Source organism: Limnobacter sp. (genome assembly GCF_036846585.1).
GTDB lineage: Bacteria > Pseudomonadota > Gammaproteobacteria > Burkholderiales > Burkholderiaceae_B > Limnobacter.
The window spans coordinates 1-18727 of sequence record NZ_DAIUBR010000001.1 but is presented as its reverse complement, the minus strand read 5'-3'; the positions used below and the strand labels follow the sequence as shown (position 1 = coordinate 18727).

The 18727-nt window shown below is 54.8% G+C and carries 17 protein-coding genes; 3 read left to right on the top strand and 14 right to left on the bottom strand.

Features of this window, described 5'->3' with window-relative positions; all coding sequences use genetic code 11:
• Nucleotides 1-79: 79 nt before the first annotated feature.
• The 14 genes from ruvB to V7028_RS00020 form a co-directional block, all read right to left on the bottom strand.
• The gene (gene ruvB, locus V7028_RS00085; RefSeq protein WP_334118067.1) at nucleotides 80-1135 is read right to left on the bottom strand and encodes a Holliday junction branch migration DNA helicase RuvB; all 1056 of its coding nucleotides are present in this window, start codon (nucleotides 1133-1135) and stop codon (nucleotides 80-82) included.
• Between the two features lie 29 nt (nucleotides 1136-1164).
• Nucleotides 1165-1755, bottom strand: coding sequence for a Holliday junction branch migration protein RuvA (gene ruvA, locus V7028_RS00080; RefSeq protein ID WP_334118066.1), 591 nt, complete (start codon nucleotides 1753-1755; stop codon nucleotides 1165-1167).
• 62 nt (nucleotides 1756-1817) lie between these two features.
• A complete protein-coding gene (gene ruvC, locus V7028_RS00075; RefSeq protein WP_334118223.1) occupies nucleotides 1818-2366 on the bottom strand; it encodes a crossover junction endodeoxyribonuclease RuvC in 549 nt (182 codons plus the stop codon).
• A gap of 15 nt (nucleotides 2367-2381) precedes the next feature.
• Nucleotides 2382-3974: a bifunctional phosphoribosylaminoimidazolecarboxamide formyltransferase/IMP cyclohydrolase gene (gene purH, locus V7028_RS00070; RefSeq protein WP_334118065.1), complete on the bottom strand. Its 1593-nt coding sequence runs from the start codon at nucleotides 3972-3974 to the stop codon at nucleotides 2382-2384.
• A 22-nt stretch (nucleotides 3975-3996) separates the two neighbouring features.
• A complete protein-coding gene (locus V7028_RS00065; protein WP_334118064.1) occupies nucleotides 3997-4251 on the bottom strand; it encodes a Fis family transcriptional regulator in 255 nt (84 codons plus the stop codon).
• Entirely contained in the window at nucleotides 4248-5297 is a 1050-nt protein-coding gene (dusB, locus tag V7028_RS00060) for a tRNA dihydrouridine synthase DusB (RefSeq protein WP_334118063.1), read from the bottom strand. The genes V7028_RS00065 and dusB overlap by 4 nt, the downstream gene beginning before the upstream one ends.
• Before the next feature lie 164 nt (nucleotides 5298-5461).
• Nucleotides 5462-5848 carry a lactoylglutathione lyase gene (gene gloA / locus V7028_RS00055; RefSeq protein WP_334118062.1) on the bottom strand — a complete coding sequence of 129 codons (387 nt, stop codon included), beginning with the start codon at nucleotides 5846-5848 and terminating at the stop codon, nucleotides 5462-5464.
• Entirely contained in the window at nucleotides 5845-6597 is a 753-nt protein-coding gene (locus tag V7028_RS00050; RefSeq protein ID WP_334118061.1) for a M48 family metallopeptidase, read from the bottom strand. Before V7028_RS00050 ends, gloA begins: the two co-directional genes overlap by 4 nt.
• 3 nt (nucleotides 6598-6600) lie before the next feature.
• A complete protein-coding gene (locus tag V7028_RS00045; RefSeq protein WP_334118060.1) occupies nucleotides 6601-7368 on the bottom strand; it encodes a lysophospholipid acyltransferase family protein in 768 nt (255 codons plus the stop codon).
• Nucleotides 7369-7393: 25 nt separating this feature from the next.
• Nucleotides 7394-7957 carry a D-glycero-beta-D-manno-heptose 1,7-bisphosphate 7-phosphatase gene (gene gmhB / locus V7028_RS00040; protein WP_334118059.1) on the bottom strand — a complete coding sequence of 188 codons (564 nt, stop codon included), beginning with the start codon at nucleotides 7955-7957 and terminating at the stop codon, nucleotides 7394-7396.
• Between the two features lie 26 nt (nucleotides 7958-7983).
• The gene (gene glyS, locus V7028_RS00035; RefSeq protein WP_334118058.1) at nucleotides 7984-10068 is read right to left on the bottom strand and encodes a glycine--tRNA ligase subunit beta; all 2085 of its coding nucleotides are present in this window, start codon (nucleotides 10066-10068) and stop codon (nucleotides 7984-7986) included.
• 14 nt (nucleotides 10069-10082) lie between these two features.
• Complete coding sequence (gene glyQ / locus V7028_RS00030) at nucleotides 10083-11009, bottom strand: glycine--tRNA ligase subunit alpha (RefSeq protein ID WP_334118057.1); 927 nt, start codon at nucleotides 11007-11009, stop codon at nucleotides 10083-10085.
• 78 nt (nucleotides 11010-11087) lie between these two features.
• Nucleotides 11088-12554 carry an NAD-dependent succinate-semialdehyde dehydrogenase gene (locus V7028_RS00025; protein WP_334118056.1) on the bottom strand — a complete coding sequence of 489 codons (1467 nt, stop codon included), beginning with the start codon at nucleotides 12552-12554 and terminating at the stop codon, nucleotides 11088-11090.
• A gap of 17 nt (nucleotides 12555-12571) precedes the next feature.
• Entirely contained in the window at nucleotides 12572-13348 is a 777-nt protein-coding gene (locus tag V7028_RS00020; protein ID WP_334118055.1) for a 16S rRNA (uracil(1498)-N(3))-methyltransferase, read from the bottom strand.
• Nucleotides 13349-13485: 137 nt separating this feature from the next.
• On the opposite strand from V7028_RS00020, the gene tkt reads away from it, so the two are divergent.
• From tkt to V7028_RS00005, 3 genes are all read left to right on the top strand, one after another.
• Entirely contained in the window at nucleotides 13486-15486 is a 2001-nt protein-coding gene (tkt, locus tag V7028_RS00015; protein WP_334118054.1) for a transketolase, read from the top strand.
• A 38-nt stretch (nucleotides 15487-15524) separates the two neighbouring features.
• Nucleotides 15525-16535, top strand: coding sequence for a type I glyceraldehyde-3-phosphate dehydrogenase (gene gap / locus V7028_RS00010; protein WP_334118053.1), 1011 nt, complete (start codon nucleotides 15525-15527; stop codon nucleotides 16533-16535).
• Nucleotides 16536-16798: 263 nt separating this feature from the next.
• The coding region (locus tag V7028_RS00005; protein WP_334118052.1) for a S8 family peptidase at nucleotides 16799-18727 on the top strand (1929 nt) is incomplete at its 3' end.

Here is an 18727-nt window from a genome sequence, read left to right as displayed (position 1 = left end):
AATTCAACAAGGGATATAGCGGTTTTCAGCGCGGAATCAGGCAACCCCGACGAGTTGGCGATAGCAACAGCAACAACCGTTACAACAAATCGCCTTGCGGCAAATTCGCCGCATGCGTACCAGCCAAACTGGCTGGTGCTGTCAGCCCAAAGTGCGCGTAACTGTTCAAGGTGGCAATGCGCCCGCGTGGTGTGCGCTGAATGTAGCCTTGTTGAATCAGGTAGGGTTCAAGCACGTCTTCAATGGTGTCTTTTTCCTCACCAATGGCGGCAGCCACACTTTCAAGCCCCACTGGCCCCCCACCAAATTTGTGAATGATGGTTTCCAGCAAACGGCGGTCCATGGGGTCCAGGCCCACTTTGTCCACGTCGAGCATGGTGAGCGCGGCATCGGCCACTTCCGCCGTGATGATGCCGTCGGCTTTCACCTGAGCGTAATCGCGCACGCGGCGCAACAGGCGGTTGGCAATGCGCGGTGTGCCGCGTGATCGGCGTGCAATTTCAAGGCAGCCCGATGCTTCCGCCGGTGTATCAAGCAGGTTCGCGGAACGTGCCACAATGCGGGCCAGTTCTTCGGGTGTGTAAAATTCAAGCCGGGACACAATGCCGAAGCGGTCGCGCAGCGGGTTGGTCAACATGCCCGCGCGCGTGGTAGCGCCGACCAGGGTGAAGGGTTGCAAATCAAGCTTCACGCTGCGTGCGCCTGGTCCTTCTCCGATCATGATGTCGATTTGATAGTCTTCCAGTGCCGGATACAGAATTTCCTCGACCACCGGAGAAAGCCTGTGAATTTCATCGATGAACAACACATCGTTGGCTTCAAGGTTGGTCAGCAAGGCAGCCAAATCGCCGGGGCGTTCAAGCACCGGACCTGATGTTTGGCGCAGGTTGACACCCATTTCGCGGGCCAGAATGTGGGCCAGCGTGGTTTTGCCCAGGCCGGGTGGGCCAAATAGAAGTACATGGTCAAGCGCTTCCTTGCGCGCGCGCGCAGCGGCAATGAAAATATCGAGTTGATCGCGAATTTTCTGTTGCCCCACATACTCGTCCAAATGCTTGGGGCGAAGGGCGCGCTCGAAGGCTTCTTCGGCGTGTGTAGTTTTGACGGGGCTGATCAGGCGATCGGGTTCAATCATGGTGGGTGCGCTCTTGTGGGAATTCTGTTTTAGCCTTTCGACAAATTACGCAGGGCCAGTTTCAGGCCGTCGGTGACACTGGTGCCTTCCGGCAAACCTTTGCAGGCCAGCGCCGCTTCTTTGTCAGAATAACCCAGGGCACACAGGGCTTGAACAATTTCGCTTTGGTTGCCCACCGGCAGTGGCATGCCTTCTACAATATTGGCAGTGCCGCCCAGCGCAACAATTTGGCCTTTCAATTCCAGCAACAAACGTTCGGCAGTTTTCTTGCCGATGCCTGGAATTTTTACCAGACGGCCGGTTTCCTGGCTTTGTACCGCGAGCAAAAATTCATTTGTGGAAATGGATGACAAAATCGCGAGCGCCGTGCGCGGCCCAATACCGGACACTTTAATCAATGTTTTGAACAGGTTCTTTTCGGCAACATTTTGAAAGCCATACAAGGTGTGCGCGTCTTCACGAACAACAAGGTGTGTCAGCAGTGTGCAACTTGCGTTGATTTCAGGCAGGTTGAACAGTGTGCTCATGGGCACTTGCAATTCGTAACCCACGCCTTGCACATCGAGCAAAATCCACGGGGCGTTTTTCTCCAGCAAAGTGCCTTTCAGGCGACCAATCATTGCAGCTTCTCCACACTGTTTATAACTACAGTAAACTGATTTTGATTATACGCCAAGCGAATTCATTTCCAGCTGGTGCGGCCCTTTCGGGTGCGGGTTTTGAAAATGCTGGTGGGAAGGTCTTTGGCAGCCAGTGCGCCCAGCAATTTGCTGCTTTGTGCGTGTGTTAAGGCGGCAGCCAATGCATCGGCGGCATCGGCCGATGGGTGGGCGGGCAGTTTCAGCAAACGCTTCACCATTTCCTGCACTTGTTCTTTGTTGGCTTTGCCGTGTCCCACAATGGCTTGCTTTATTTGCAGTGCGGTGTATTCGGTCACGGCCACACCGCTGTGGGTCAGTGCCGTCAGCACGGCACCGCGCGCTTGCCCCAACAGCAAAGTTGATTGCGGGTTCACGTTGACAAACACTTTTTCAACCACGGCCACTTGGGGTTTATATAATTCAGCCAGTTCACAAAGCCCTGAGAACAGGGTGTGCAAACGGTCGGGCAGGGACGCATCGGAATTGGAGCGGATTACACCACTGGCCACATAAATTTGCTGGCTTTCAATGATGTCGACCACACCATAGCCGGTAATGCGCAGGCCTGGGTCTATGCCAAGAATGCGCATCACAAGTGAACGTACTTAGTGGCGGAAATGGCGAACACCGGTGAGTACCATGACAATGTCGCGCTCATTGGCGGCGGCAACCACTTCGTCGTCGCGCATGGAGCCGCCGGGTTGAATTACGCAGCTTGCGCCAGCATCGACCACCACGTCCAGACCATCGCGGAAGGGGAAGAATGCATCGGATGCAACCGCGCTGTCAGCCAGTGTAAGGCCAGCGTTTTGTGCCTTGATGGATGCAATGCGTGCGGAATCCACGCGGCTCATTTGGCCCGCACCCACGCCCATGGTCATGCCGTCTTTGCAGAACACAATCGCATTGCTTTTTACAAATTTGGCGCAGCGCCATGCAAACATCAAATCAGCCCATTGCTGTTCTGTGGGCTGGCGCTTGCTGACCACCTTGATTTCGCTTTGTTGCACATTGCGTTCATCGGGGCTTTGCACCAGCAGGCCGCCGCCTACGCGTTTGTAATCAAACTTGTGTGTGCCGGCTTCCACCGGAATTTCCAGCAGGCGAACGTTTTGCTTTGCGAAGAACACGGCGCGCGCAGCTTCGTCGAATGCAGGGGCGATGACCACTTCAACAAACTGTTTTGCAACTGCCTGTGCGGTGGCTTCATCCACGGTGCGGTTAAAGGCGATGATGCCGCCGAACGCGGAAGTGGGGTCTGTTTTGAATGCCTTGTTGTAGGCATTCAGCGGGCCTTCGGCCACAGCCACGCCGCAGGGGTTGGCATGCTTGACGATGACACAGGCGGGTGCATCAAATGTTTTTACGCATTCCCATGCTGCATCGGAATCGGCAATGTTGTTAAAGCTGAGTTCCTTGCCCTGCAGTTGGCGGTAGTTGGCCAACAGGCCCACAGGTGCTTTGGCTTCACGGTAGAACGCTGCGCTTTGATGCGGGTTCTCGCCGTAGCGCATGTCTTGCACCTTGTGGAATTGCATGGAAAGCACTTCCGGGTATTCAATGCGAGCGGGGGTGTCTTCCAGGGCTCCATCGGTGCCCTGGAGGCTGGTCAGGAATGCTGCAATTGCACCATCATAGCGTGCTGTGTGTGCATAGGCTTTCGCAGCCAGGCTGCTGCGGGTTTTCAACGTGGTGGCGCCATCGTTGTCTTTCATTTCATCGATTATTTTTTCGTAATCAGTGGGGTCTACAAGAATGGTGACGCCTGTGTAGTTTTTCGCAGAAGCACGCACCATGGCGGGGCCGCCAATGTCGATGTTTTCAATCGCGTCTTCCAGTTTCACGTTCTTGCCGGCTGTTGCCTTGTCGAAGGGGTACAGGTTCACTGCCACCAAATCGATTGCACCAATGCCATGTTCTTCCATTGCATCCAGGTGGCTTTGCAAATCACGGCGCGCCAGAATGCCGCCGTGGATTTTCGGATGCAGTGTTTTTACGCGTCCATCCATGATTTCAGGGAAGCCGGTGTGGCTGCTCACTTCTTTCACGACAAGGCCTTTCTCGGCCAGCAGCTTGGCAGTGCCGCCAGTGGACAGAATTTCCACCCCACGCTCGGCCAGTGCTTTGGCCAATTCAAGAATGCCGGTTTTGTCGGACACGCTGAGCAGCGCACGTTTGATTGTTGGGTTCGATGTCATGGCTTTGTTGTGAAAATAAAAATCAGATGAGGCCGTGCTGCTGCAACTTTTTGCGCAATGTGTTGCGGTTAATGCCCAGCATTTGGCTTGCGATTGTTTGGTTCATATTGGCTTTTTCCATGACCACTTCGAGCATGGGTCGTTCGACTGCGGACAGCACCATGTCGTAAACCGATTTGGCACATTCTCCTTCAAGGTCGTCAAAGAACTTGTCGAGGTTGCTTCGTATGCACTCGGATATGGTGACGGGGGCGAGATCACTGTCATTGGGTTTCATGCTGCCAATCTTCTTTTTTGTGTTGGTTGGAGTGAATCGTTTGCGGCGGCGAAGTAAATGTGGCCGCTTGATTTCCAGGTCAGAAAAAATTTGTCAACAATGCGCAATTGTTCGCAAGTGGTTTGCGCCAACATCAGTTGATCAATCACGGTGTTGTTTTTTCCGGCTGGGCCGCAAAGATACCATTGCAAATGCTTTCTGGCGGTGAGCAGGCCCGTTTTCTCGCCATAAAATTCATGGTGATCACGCAGGTGGTGCATCATGACTTCATGCGCCTCTTCCAGTGTGGCAGGTTCAAGGTGTTCACCCGTTTTCAGGTAATGCAACACTTCCCTGAATATCCATGGATTGCCTTGCGCGGCCCGGCCTATCATCAGGCCGTCTGCGCCGGTGTAATCCAGCACAAACTTCGCTTTCTCGGGGGTGGTGATGTCGCCGTTGGCGATCACCGGAATACTGACCGATTTTTTCACGGCCCGAATGGTGTCGTATTCTGCGTTGCCTGTGTAACCACAGGCGCGTGTACGCCCGTGCAGGGTGAGCAGTGACACACCAATGGATTGCGCCAATTGCGCAATGTGGATTGCGTTTTTATGTTCTGGCGACCAACCCGTGCGGTATTTCAAGGTAAGCGGTACGCCGCGTTTTTCGCATTCGGCATGCACGGCTTTCAGAATGTTTTCAACCAGGCCTTCGTTTTGAAGCAGGGCGGAACCTGCGGCCACTGCACACACTTTCTTGGCCGGGCAACCCATGTTGATGTCGATGATTTGTGCGCCGCGCTCGATGTTGTAGGCTGCGGCGTGCGCCATCATTCCGGGGTCGGCCCCTGCAATTTGTACTGCGATTGGTTTGGTTTCGCCGTAGTGGTTCAGGCGGCGTGTGCTTTTGTCTGTTTTCCACAGTGCGGGGTTGCTCGCTGCCATTTCCGACACAGCATGGCCCGCGCCCAGTTTTTTGCACAACTGGCGAAAGGGGCGATCTGTTACGCCTGCCATGGGGGCCAGGAACAGATTATTTGGAAGTGTTAAATGGGCGATGCGCACGTTGCACAAAATTTAAGCAAATTTCGAGCAGCCCATTGTAACGTTCAGGGCAATTTTATTCGACCCTAATTCGGGAAAAAAATGGAAATTTTTTACTTGACTTCTGTTTGTCAAAGTGGGCCGCAAGGCCTTGCCTGCCCTAGGGGGCCGGGGGCCTTTTCGGGTTAACGCCTTGTCTGGATCAGCTCGATTTTATAGCCATCGGGATCCTCCACGAAGGCGATTACCGTGCTGCCACCTTTCACCGGGCCAGCCGGACGGCTTACTTTTCCACCGGCCAGGGTAATACGTTCGCATTGTGCGTAAGCATCGTCGACTGCGATCGCAATATGTCCGTAGGCGCTACCCAGTTCGTAGCTGCCTACGCCATGGTTGTGGGTTAATTCAAGTACGGCGCCGTCCTGTTCGGTGCCATAGCCTACGAAGGCAAGGGAGTAACCTTGGTCGGCACGTTCGGTTGTGCGAATCACTCTCATGCCCATGACTTGGGTGTAAAAATCAATCGATCGTTGCAGGTCGCCCACGCGCAGCATGGTGTGAAGAATTCTCATAATACGGGCACCTCAGAGGGGTTCATTTTTGCAAGTGTTTTGTGTGGTTCTTTGTAGTTGGGCATCAGGCTTTCCACCACTGTCCAAAAACGCGCACTGTGATTCATTTCTACCAGATGGGCCAGTTCATGTGCAATCACATATTCAATCAACTGCGGTGGGTAGTGCACCAGGCGCCAGTTTAAGCGTACTTCCCGCTTGCTGTTGCAACTACCCCAGCGTGAGCCGGGGCTGGACAGATGGATTGAAAAATTCGGCAATTGTTGCCTGTCTGCCTGCCGTTGCACCAGCTTGGCGGCCATGTGGGTAAACACGTCTTTGGCATGAGCTTTCAGCAATTTCTCAACTGCCTTGTTGCGTTGTAAGCTGTTTTCGCAGGCCGGCAGGGCAATGCTTTTGGTCCACGGGTTGAGCAGGGCTTTGCTGCACGCAGGCAGTGCTTCAAGTTGATAGGGTTCGCCACGCACGGGGATCGGTTTGCCTTCATCGAGCAATTGTTCAAGCCGGGTGGTTTGTTTGCTGCGAACTTGCCATTGTTCAAGCCGTTTTTCGATCCAGCCCGATTTGGATTCAATAATGCTGTGAAGTTCAGTGATTGACAGGCGAAGCGGCGCTGAAATTTGCAGGCCCTCGTCACCAATCAAAAACCCCACCGATCTGCGTTTGCTGCGCTTCAATACGTAGTTACACACGCCCCAAGGCAGTTCAATGCTGCGAACTTCATTGGGGGTTTGTGCTGCTGAACGCATGTGTCACTTCTCGCCTTTGCCCACAAAGGGGGTTTCGCTGCTGGTGTAGCGGTGTGGGCTGATTTTGTGCATTTCGTATTCAATCCATTCTTCGACCACATTCATCAGGCTTTGGGCGTCATGCCCTTCTGGTGAAATGGGCGGGCCAAAGCGCAAGGTCACTGTGCCGGCTTTTTTGAAAAAACCTTTGCGCTTCCAGTATTCACCTGCGTTGTGTGCCACGGGCACCACGGGCGTGCCGGTTGCAACGGCCAAACGGGTGCCGCCTGTTTTGTAGCGGCGTTTGTAGCCCACCGGCACACGTGTTCCTTCGGGGAAAAACATCATCCAGGCGCCTTCTTTCATGCGCTTGCCTGCCATGGTTTTAACCTGCTCAAAGGCTTCTACGCCATTTTTTCGGTCAATGGGTACCATGCGCAATACCCAAAGACACCAGCCAAAAAAAGGCACGTACTGCAGTTCTTTTTTGAACACAAGGCACAGTTGGCGGGGAAGCAGGTTGGCTGGAATGCCGAAAGTTTCCCAGGCTGACTGGTGTTTGGCCAGAATGATTGCGCCGGTGTTGGGCAGGTTTTCCATGCCCTCTACGCGGAACTTGATTCCGCAAAGCCACTTCAGCATGTGGATGTTGAGTGCATTCCACCAGCAGGCGACTACGTAACGATTGCGGATGGAAATAAAGGGCGATGCCAACAACAGGGCGCTGGCATGAATCGGGGTATAGACCACGACGTAAACGAAAAACAGGATTGAGCCAACAAAGGATCTCACCACAGGCCTCCGATAGTTTTAATCTTTATCGATTGTTTGCAAAGGGGTCGTCTGGCACCAGGTGTTCGGCCACTGCCATTAAATTGTCGAACACCAAGGTGCCTTTGGGCAATTCGTCTTTGCCTTTCTCAAGCGTTTTTTTGCCTTTGCCGGTTTTTACCAACAAGGGTGTGCACCCCATGCTGGCGCCGGCTTGCAAATCACGCAGTGAATCGCCCACGCAGGGTACGCCGCCCAGATCAAAACCGGTTCTGGCCTGGATTTCCTGAAACAGGCCTGATTTGGGTTTGCGGCAATTGCATTTGTCATCGGGGCCGTGTGGGCAGAAGAAAATGCCTTCAATGTGTGCGCCTACCACGCCAGCCAGTTCATGCATTTTCTTGTGCATGGATGACAGTGTTTCCAGGTCGAACAGACCCCTGGAAATGCCACTTTGGTTAGTTGCCACCACAACGCGATAACCTCCGCGGTTCAGGCGTGCAATGGCTTCCATGCTGCCTGCAATGGGAATCCATTCATCGACCGATTTGATGTATTCATCCGAATCCTCGTTGATGACACCATCACGATCCAGCACGATGAGTTTCATGGGCTATCCTTGCGAAGTAGTCAGGCTTAAGCGGCCAGTTGTGAAATGTCGGCCACGCGGTTCATCAAACCATGCATGTGTTTCAACAAAGCCAGGCGGTTGTTTTTCAGGGCTTCATTGTTGTCCATCACCATGACGTTTTCGAAAAACGCGTCTACATTGGCTTTCAGGGGTGCAAGCGCCAGCAAGGCCTGTTGATAGTCCCCTTGCTCAAAAGCTTTTGTTGCCAGTGGTTCCACTTCTTTCACTTGCGCAGCCAGGGCCTTTTCGGCATCCACTTGCAGCAGGCTTGTGTCTATTTCAGAAGAACACACGTCGGTTTTCTTCAGAATATTGGTGATGCGTTTGTTAGCGGCAGCCAAAGCTTGCGATTCCGGCAATTGCGAGAATGCTCGCACGGCTTCAAGACGCTTGGGCAGGTCTGCAAACTGGCTTGGGTTTTGGCTGAGAACTGATTCAACTTCGGCTGTGGAATAACCCTGGTCTTTCAGGTAACCGCGCAGGCGGTCTTGAATAAACTTTTCCAGACCGCCCAGATCAATTTTGAAATCGGGGTAATTGCTGAACAACTGGCTTGCTGCTGTCAGCATGCGTTTCAAATCAAGATTCAGGTTTTTCTCAATCACCATGCGGATCACGCCCAGTGCATGGCGGCGCAGGGCGAAGGGGTCTTTGTCGCCAGTCGGGATCAGGCCAATGCCGTATATGCCCACCAGTGTTTCCAGTTTGTCGGCCAGCGCGGCGGCCACACCCACGGGGTTGCGGGGAAGTTGGTCGCCTGCAAATCGGGGACTGTAGTGGTCGGCAATGGCTTGGGCTACATCAGCTTGTTCGCCATCATGGCGGGCGTAATGTTCACCCATATTGCCTTGCAGTTCGGGGAATTCGCCGACCATGTCGGTGAGCAAATCAGCCTTGCACAGCAGGGCTGCGCGCTTGGCCATGTCCGCATCGGCGCCGCACACGCTAGCCAGAGCGGCTGCCAATTCCACCAAGCGGCCATTGCGGTCTTTCTGGGTGCCCAGCTTGTTGTGGTACACCACATTGGCCAGGCCGGGCAGGCGGCTTTCCAGTGTTTTTTTGCGGTCTTGGTCGAAGAAGAACTTCGCATCGGCCAAACGGGCGCGCAACACGCGTTCATTGCCGGTGGTGATCAGTTCGGGTGTGTGTGTCAGCAGGTTTGAAACCAGCAAGAAGCGGTTTTTCATCTTGCCTTTCTGGTCGGTAATCGCAAAATACTTCTGGTTTGCCTGCATGGTTAAAATCAAGCATTCCTGCGGCACTTCCAGAAATTCTTTTTCGAAACCGGCTTCATACACCACGGGCCATTCAACCAGTGCGCACACTTCATTGATCAGGTCGTCGGGTTGCACCACTTTGTCGCCAGCGGCCTGGTCGGCCAAGGCTTTCACAATGGCGGCCTTGCGCTTGGTGAAGCTGGCAATCACTTTGCCTTCTGTTTCAATTTGTTGTTCGTAGCTGTCAGCACTGGCAATATTCACCACGCCGGTACTTAAAAAGCGGTGGCCCAGTGTAATGCGGTCGCTTTCCAGGCCCAATACTTGAGCGGGCACTACTTTGTCGCCGTGCAGGCAGATCAAACGGTGGGCGGGCCTCACAAAGTGCACGGTGCTGCCATTGGGGCGCTGGTAGCTCATTACTTTCGGAATGGGCAGCTTGGTGGTGGCTGCATCCAGTGCTTTGTTCAGCGACTCTTCAAGCGCTTTGCCAGCTTGGATGCGCGAAATGTGCAACACATCCTGTTTGCCGTCGTTGATGGTTTCAAGTTGATCCACGCCAATTGTGCCTAGCCCCAGGGAATCAAGTTTTTTCTGCAGGGGTGGGGTGGGTTGGCCGTTGGCATCCAGACCAATTTTGGCTGGCAGCAAACGTTCCTGAATTTTTTTCTCGGGGCTGATGGCTGCCACATTGGTGATGCGACAAGCCAAACGGCGTGGGCTTGCAAAATTTTCCACCACGCTGTTGTCTGCCAAATGGCCTTCATCGCGCAGGGTTTTGCTCAATAGTTCGGCAAAAGCGTTGCCCAGTGTTTGCAGTGCCTTGGGTGGGAGCTCTTCGGTAAACAGCTCAACCAGTAGTGTTGAATTCATGGGTCTCATGTGTTTTAGGCAGCTTGTGTATTGGGGGTACCGCACATAGGGAAGCCCAGCTTTTCGCGGGAATCGAAATAAGCTTGCGCCACGGCGCGCGACAAATTGCGGATTCGACCAATGTAGGCTGCGCGCTCGGTTACCGAAATGGCACCGCGTGCGTCCAGCAGGTTGAAGGTGTGTGCGGCTTTCAAAATCATTTCGTAGGCGGGCAGGGCCAAGCCCACTTCAATCAAATGCTTGGCTTCTGCTTCGTATTCGCCAAAGTGGCGAAACAACATGTCGGCATTGCTGTGCTCGAAGTTGTAAGTGGATTGTTCCACTTCGTTTTGGTGAAACACATCGCCATAGGTCAACACTTTTTTCACGCCTTTTTCTTCGCGCTCGGTCCACACCAGGTCGTACACATTTTCCTTGCCTTGCAGGTACATGGTCAGGCGTTCAATGCCGTAGGTGATCTCGCCCAAAATAGGAGCGCAATCAAGCCCGCCCACTTGCTGGAAATAGGTGAACTGGGTCACTTCCATGCCGTTCAACCACACTTCCCAGCCCAGGCCCCAAGCGCCCAGCGTTGGGTTTTCCCAGTTGTCTTCCACAAAACGAATGTCGTTTTGTTGGGTGTCGATGCCAAGTGCTTCAAGGCTGCCCAGGTACAGGTCGATGATGTTTTCTGGCGATGGTTTCAGCACCACCTGAAACTGGTAGTAGTGCTGCATGCGGTTGGGGTTTTCGCCGTAGCGGCCGTCTTTTGGGCGGCGCGAGGGCTGCACATACGCTGCATTCCAGGGTTCAGGACCCAGGGCGCGCAGAAAGGTGGCGGTGTGGCTGGTGCCCGCGCCCACTTCCATGTCGAAAGGTTGCAGCAGGGCGCAACCTTGGTGGTCCCAATAGTTTTGCAGGGTCAAAATGGCCTGTTGAAACGTCAGCGGTTTCTTGTGCATGTGCGCCGGTGTCCTTCGTGATTCAATTTTTTGTAAGTCGATTGCCCAGTATTGTAATGGTTGCCGGGGCTTTCGAACTTAAAGCGTGCCAATGCACAGGTACTTCATTTCCAGGAACTCTTCGATACCCCACACCGAGCCTTCGCGCCCCAGCCCCGACTGCTTCACGCCACCAAAAGGCCCCACTTCGTTGGAAAACACGCCCACATTGATGCCCACCATGCCGTATTCCAGCGCACGGCCCACGCGGAAAGTACGTGCAGAATTTTCGGTGTAGAAGTACGCTGCAAGCCCGTAGGGTGTGTTGTTGGCGTAATTGATAGCCTGTTCTTCGGTGTCGAAGGGGAAAATGGCGGCCAGCGGGCCAAAGGTTTCCTCTTGGGCCACCAGCATGCGGTGGTCTGCGTTGTCGATCAGGGTCGGTTCGAAAAAGCGGCCACCCAGGGCGTGGGGCTTGCCGCCGTGCAGCAGTTTTGCGCCTTTTTCCAGTGCGTCGTCCACATGTTTTTGAACCTTGGCAATGGCCTGGTCGTCAATCATGGGGCCGATGCTGGCTTTGGTCTTGATGCCGTCGCCCACCTCCAGTTTGGCCACTTTGGCTTGCAGTTTTTCCGCAAAGGCCTGCTGCACGCTGCGCTGCACATAAATGCGGTTGGTGCACACGCACGTTTGACCAGCGTTGCGGAATTTCGATGCAATCAAGCCATCCACGGCTTTGTCCAGGTCGGCGTCTTCAAACACAATGAAAGGTGCATGGCCACCCAGTTCAAGGCTCAGTTTTTTGATGGTGGGGGCGCATTGCTGCATCAGGATTCGGCCCACCTCGGTGCTGCCGGTGAATGTCAGTTTGCGAACCACCTCGCTTTCGCACAACACTTTGCCAATTTCAATCGAGCGTTCCGCGTCGCCGGTGATCACGTTCAACACGCCTGCCGGGAAGCCTGCTTGCCGGGCCAGTTCAGCCAGGGCCAGTGCGCTTAACGGTGTTTGTTCCGCGGGCTTGATGACCACGGTACAGCCTGCAGCCAGTGCCGGGGCTACCTTGCGGGTAATCATGGCAATGGGGAAATTCCACGGCGTAATGGCTGCACACACACCGATGGCTTGTTTCAACACCAGCAATTCCCGGCCCAGTTGAGGCGATTCCAGCACGCTGCCTTCAATTCGTTTGGCCTGTTCGGCAAACCATTCCACGAAGCTTGCGCCGTACACCACTTCGCCTTTGGCCTCGGCCAGCGGTTTGCCTTGTTCCAGGGTCATCAAAAATGCCAGGTCGTCGGCGTTGTCTATGATCAAATCAAACCACTTGCGCAGCATTTGCGCGCGGCTTTTGGCGGTGGTGTTGCGCCAGCTCACCAAAGCCTTTTCAGCGCACAAAATGGCGTCGTGCGCCAGTGCGATGGAGGTGTTGCCAACCTGGGCAATGGTTTCGCCGGTGGCCGGGTTGTCCACAGGGAAATCTTTTTCGCATTCATGGAAGCTGCCGTACACAAAAGGATTGGTTTGCAACAGGCTTGGATTTTTGAATTGAAAGGTACTGCTCATGTCCGTCTCTCTTGTTGTTAGTTTGCTTCAAGGTTTAGCAGGGCTGTCAGCTGTGCTGTGCAGGCCACTGCGAATGTTTCGGTTCGCAACACGCGTCTCGAAAAACTCAGGGGCAGGGCGCCAAGTTGCGTTGCCGTGTCGGTTTCCTCGGGTGACCAGCCGCCTTCCGGGCCCACACAAATGATCAATGGTTCCCCGGGTTTTGCACAGGGTGTCCAGTTTCTCAGTGATTCCCCGGCCTGCGGGGTAAACCACAGCACCTGCGCATTGGGCCAGGTTTTCGACACGTGTTCCAGCGCATCTTGAAGTGTTTTCACGGGTTCAACCTTGGGCAGGCGGCCGCGTTCACTTTGCAAACTGGCCGACAGCACCACACGTTCCCAATGGGTTTGCCGCTTGCTGGCACGCTCCCCTTCCAGTTTAACCACGCTGCGGCGGGCCTGAACGGGGTGAAAGCCGACAACGCCCAATTCCGTGCATTTTTCAAGTATCCAGTCCATTTTGTCGCCTTCCGGCAAGGCCTGAAGTACGTGTAAGGGTCTGTTCAATTCGGTGTCCAGAACCGTCAGTTGCTCAAGAATATGCACTTGCGCCAGTTTTTTGGACACATATTGCACTGTGGCCTGGTATTCACAACCGCGACCGTTCCAGACCCGCAATGATTCGCCCTCTCGCAAGCGCAAAACCCGGGAAGCGTAATGCATCAAGTCGTCCGACAGATCAAGCACTTGGCCCACGCTGTTGCAGTGTTCTAGCAGGAAGCGGGGTAAGCGCTTGCCTTTGTCTTGTTTCATGTTTGCCTGTCTTTATTCAGTGGTTTGTCCGCGAGGTGACACTTTCTTCGGATAGCTTTGATAAAATTCATGTTTTTCCAACTTTGCCACAGGCATAACCCTCAATCCCCATACCTATGTCCTCTTCGTCAAAGAACATGGCCAACGCGATTCGCGCGCTCGCCATGGATGCAGTTCAAGCCGCCAAGTCCGGTCACCCCGGCATGCCCATGGGCATGGCCGAGATCGCTGTTGCCCTGTGGGCCCGCCACCTGAAGCACAATCCGCAGAACCCGCTTTGGGCGGATCGCGACCGCTTCGTGTTGTCCAACGGCCATGGCTCCATGCTGCTGTATGCGCTGCTGCACCTGACCGGTTATGACCTGCCGATCGAGGAACTGAAGAATTTCCGCCAGTTGCATTCTAAAACACCGGGCCACCCCGAAGTGGACATTACCCCCGGTATTGAAACCACCACAGGCCCTTTGGGGCAGGGTATCGCCAATGCCGTGGGTTTTGCCCTGGCTGAAAAACTGCTGGCCGCTGAATTCAATGAAGCCGGTTTTCCTGTTGTTGACCACAACACCTATGTGTTTTTGGGTGACGGCTGCCTGATGGAAGGCATTTCCCACGAGGCGTGTTCGCTGGCGGGCACCTTGGGCTTGTCCAAGCTGATCGTGATGTACGACGACAATGGCATTTCCATTGACGGTGAAGTGGAACACTGGTTTGCTGACAACACCCCCAAGCGTTTCGAAGCCTACGGCTGGAATGTGATCCCCAACGTGAATGGTCACGATGTAGACGCTGTGGATGCTGCAATTACCCAGGCCAAGCAAAACGCTGCGCTGGACAAAGGCCCCACCCTGATTTGCTGCAAAACCAATATTGGTGAGGGTTCTCCCAATTTGGCAGGTACTGACAAAGTACATGGTGCCCCGCTGGGCGATGTTGAAATTGCCGCCACCCGCGCTGCCATTGGCTGGGAACATGCACCGTTTGAAATCCCTGCCGAGGTGTACAACGCTTGGGACGCGCAGGTTGAAGGCGCTGCCCGCCAGTCGGCCTGGGACAAACTGTTTGATGCCTACAGTGCGAAATTCCCGGCCAAAGCGGCTGAATTCAAGCGCCGCATGGCGGGCGACCTGCCTGCCCGTTTTGAGCAAACTGCGGCGCGTTTGCTGGCTGAAGTGGCTGCCAAGGGCGAAACCATTGCCACCCGCAAGGCCAGCCAGAATGCCATTACCTTGTTGGCAGCCGAACTGCCTGAATTGCTGGGCGGTTCTGCCGACCTGACAGGCTCAAACCTCACCAACTGGCCCAAGTGCGTGGCCGTACGCCGAAACAAGGAAGGTTTCACCGCGGGCAACCACATCAACTGGGGCGTGCGTGAATTTGGCATGAGCGCTGCTTTGAACGGTGTGGCACTGCACGGTGGTTATATTCCATTTGGCGCTACGTTCCTGACATTTTCTGACTACAGCCGCAATGCCTTGCGCATGGCTGCACTGATGAAAAAGCGCAATATTTTTGTGTTCACCCACGATTCAATCGGCCTGGGTGAAGATGGCCCAACCCACCAGCCAGTTGAGCACGCAGCTACCTTGCGCTTGCTGCCAAACATGGACGTGTGGCGCCCCGCGGATTCTGTTGAATCCATGGCCGCCTGGAATTCGGCTGTGCAGCGCAAAGACGGCCCCAGTGCGCTGTTGTTCAGCCGCCAGAACCTGCCATTCCTGGATCGTTCAGAGGCGGTGTTGAACTCAATTGCCAAAGGCGGTTATGTTTTGCTTGAAGCAGACAAGGCGCAGGTCACCCTGATTGCCACCGGTTCTGAAATTGAAATTGCGATGAACACACAGAAAGCCCTGTCTGGAAAAGGCATCGTGGCCCGTGTGGTGTCCATGCCGTCTACAAACGTATTCGATCGCCAAACGGTCGAGTACCGGGCTGGCGTGTTGGGCAATGCGCCCATTGCGGTAATTGAAGCCGGCATGACCGACGGCTGGTACAAGTATATTGCGCAGGCAGGTGTGAAAGGCACGGTGGTGGGCATGAGCACTTTTGGTGAATCTGCCCCGGCAGGTGCCTTGTTCAAGCATTTTGGACTGACCATCGAGAAATTTACTGAAGCCGCACTGGCCTTGGTCACGGCTTAAGAAACACGATAATTGATTTACTTTCAAGGAGATTTGTCATGACCATTCGCGTAGCGATTAACGGCTATGGCCGCATCGGCCGAAATGTACTGCGTGCCCACTATGAAGGTGGCAAGAAACACGACATTCAAATCGTGGCGATTAATGACCTTGGCGACCCCAAGACCAACGCCCACCTGACCCAGTACGACACCGCCCACGGCCGTTTCCCCGGCACCGTGAGCGTAGATGGCGACTACATGGTTGTCAATGGCGACAAAATCAAGGTGCTGGCCAACCGCAACCCTGCTGAACTGCCTTGGGGCGAGCTGGGTGTGGACGTGGTGATGGAATGCACAGGCTTTTTCACCACCAAGGAAAAGGCGTCTGCCCACCTGAGGGGCGGTGCCAAGAAAGTAATCATTTCTGCCCCTGGCGGCAAAGACGTGGATGCCACGGTTGTGTACGGCGTGAACCACACCGTGTTGAAAAGCACCGACACCGTGATTTCCAACGCGTCTTGCACCACCAACTGCCTGGCCCCGCTGGTCAAGCCTTTGAACGATGCAATTGGTCTGGAAACCGGGCTCATGACCACCATTCACGCTTACACCAACGACCAAGTGTTGACCGATGTGTACCATGAAGACCTGCGCCGCGCGCGTTCCGCCACCATGAGCATGATCCCCACCAAAACCGGCGCGGCCGCAGCTGTGGGCTTGGTGTTGCCAGAATTGAATGGCAAGCTGGATGGTTACGCTGTGCGTGTGCCAACCATCAACGTGTCGATGGTGGATTTGTCGTTCATCGCCAAGCGCGACACCACCGTTGAAGAAGTCAACAGCATTCTGAAAGCGGCCGCCGAAGGCCCGTTGAAGGGTGTGTTGGAGTACAACGAGGCACCGCTGGTATCCATCGATTTCAACCACAACCCTGCATCCAGCTCGTTTGACGCAACGCTGACCAAGGTCAGTGGCAAGCTGGTCAAGGTGTCCAGCTGGTATGACAACGAATGGGGCTTCTCCAACCGCATGTTGGACACCACCGTTGCCCTGATGACCGCCAAGTAATTTCAAGCGTGTTTTGATGTGAAGAAAACCGGGTTCATGCCCGGTTTTTTTTTGCCCGTATTTTCCTTGAAAAACCACCCCCTTTTGTGGGTCCCCCTACCTATATTGGTCATGCGCAAAGCCTTGTCTCATGCCGTTAAGCATGAACTTACGGTTATCGTACAGCGCGCATGAGAAGTAGACTCCGTTCTGCTTTCTATTCATCAAATTGATTGTGCAGCTTGCTCGGTAACCTCAATGCATTGAGATAAGCGAGTGCTGCCATGTTGACTTTCCGTCCCAAAAAGCAAAAATTAAGCCCCTTGCGAATTTTGGTAACCAGCGTGTTGCTGATACTGTGGATCCTTTTGGTGGCGCCGGTCCATGCCCAAAGCGGCGGCGGGCAATTTATCGTCAAACTGAAAAACTCGGTGGAACTTGGCAGTGCACCCACTTTGCGTCGTCTTGAGAAAGAAGGCGAGTTTCTGGCCGATGTCATGAGCCGCAACAATGTGGATGCCGTTTGGCTTCGGGCAGGCTCTGTGGGAACACACGTGATGCGTTGGGGCGGTAGTGTGCGCAACACGGACCAGCAAGCGATGTTGAATCGCTTGACCAGCGACCCGGAAGTTGAATTTGCTATTGAAGACCGCCCGGTGCGCGCTTTTGCGACCCCCAACGACCCCAACTTTTCAAACCAATGGGCCTTGCGGTCTACGTTGAACACTGCGGGTGCCAAATTTGATCAGGCATGGGACGTGATTCGTGGCGGTGCCGATGTGGTGGTGGCTGTGCTGGACACCGGTGTTGTGTTTGAAACACCTGACCTGATGGGCCGCCTTTTGAGTGGCTACGACTTTATTTCCGATGTGCCAACAGCCAACGATGGAAACGGGCGCGACGCCAATGCGGCAGACCCCGGCAACTGGATCAGCACGGAAGATTCCCAAACTTCGGCTTTCACGGGCTGTAGCGTTAAAAATTCGAGCTGGCACGGCACATTTGTCGCGGGTCAAATTGCAGCGAACACGCACAGCGATTCGGATGTGGCGGGCGCTGACTGGAACGTGAAAGTGCTTCCTGTGCGGGTGTTGGGCAAATGCGGTGGTTTGTTGTCCGATGTGTTGGACGCCATGTTGTGGTCTGCGGGGCTGGACGTGCCGGGTATCCCAGGCAACCCAACCCCTGCCGACGTGATCAACCTCAGTTTGGGCAGTTCAACCGCTTGCAGCACTTTTGAGCAAACCGTGGTGGATCGTGTAAACGCGGCGGGTGTGGTCGTTGTTGCAGCAGCAGGCAACAGTGGCGGTTCGGTCGATTCGCCAGCCAATTGCAGCAATGTGCTGTCGGTAGGCGCACTGGATCGTGATGGCAGCCGCGCCAGCTACAGCGCCATTGGCAATGGTGTCAGCCTGATGGCCCCCGGCGGTTTCAGTAACGGCTTGGTGGGGTTAAGCAATTCTGGCTCGACCACGCCAGGCTCCGCAAGTTTGGCCAGCAAAACAGGTACTTCATTTGCTGCGCCTTTGGTGGCGGCCACTGCGGGTTTGATGCGTTCGATCAACCCAGCGTTGACGCCAGCCCAGTTACGCAGCCAGATTCTGGGCAACACAGCGAATTTTTTAAGCCCCAGAACCAGCACATGCACGGCGAATCAGGGTTCCGGCACATGCAACTGCACCACGGCGGTGTGCGGTGCCGGCATGCTGGATGCTTTTGCGGCTGTGTCTGCAGCCAGGGCCAGTCGCCCTGTGGCCAATGCCTCGGTGTCGGCAAATGGTTTGGGCACCAGTGGTTATCAGGAAAGTGCCTCGGGTTTGAATCCGGTTCGTTTGCGCGGTTCTGCAAGCTCAGTGCCCTTGGGGCGAACCGTTGCCTCGTATGAATGGACCCAAGTGTCGGGCGAGCAGGTCATGACCGGTACCCGCAACACGGCCGATGTTGATTTACCAGCGGCAACAGCCACCTCGGATTTGGTGTTTCAGCTCACCGTGACTGATTCGGTCGGGGAAAACCACAGCAGTTTCACCGCGATCCGTGTGGTGGCCAGCGGTGACGATGGAAGTTCTCCCAGCTCGCTGGCCAGCGCCAGTTCAGGCGGTACCACGGCACCCACAACAGACAACAGCTCCACATCAACTGCGTCGGTTTCATCGGGCGGCGGAGGTGGTGGTGGCGGTGCTTCGGTTGTTTTTTCTTCAGCAGCATCGCCG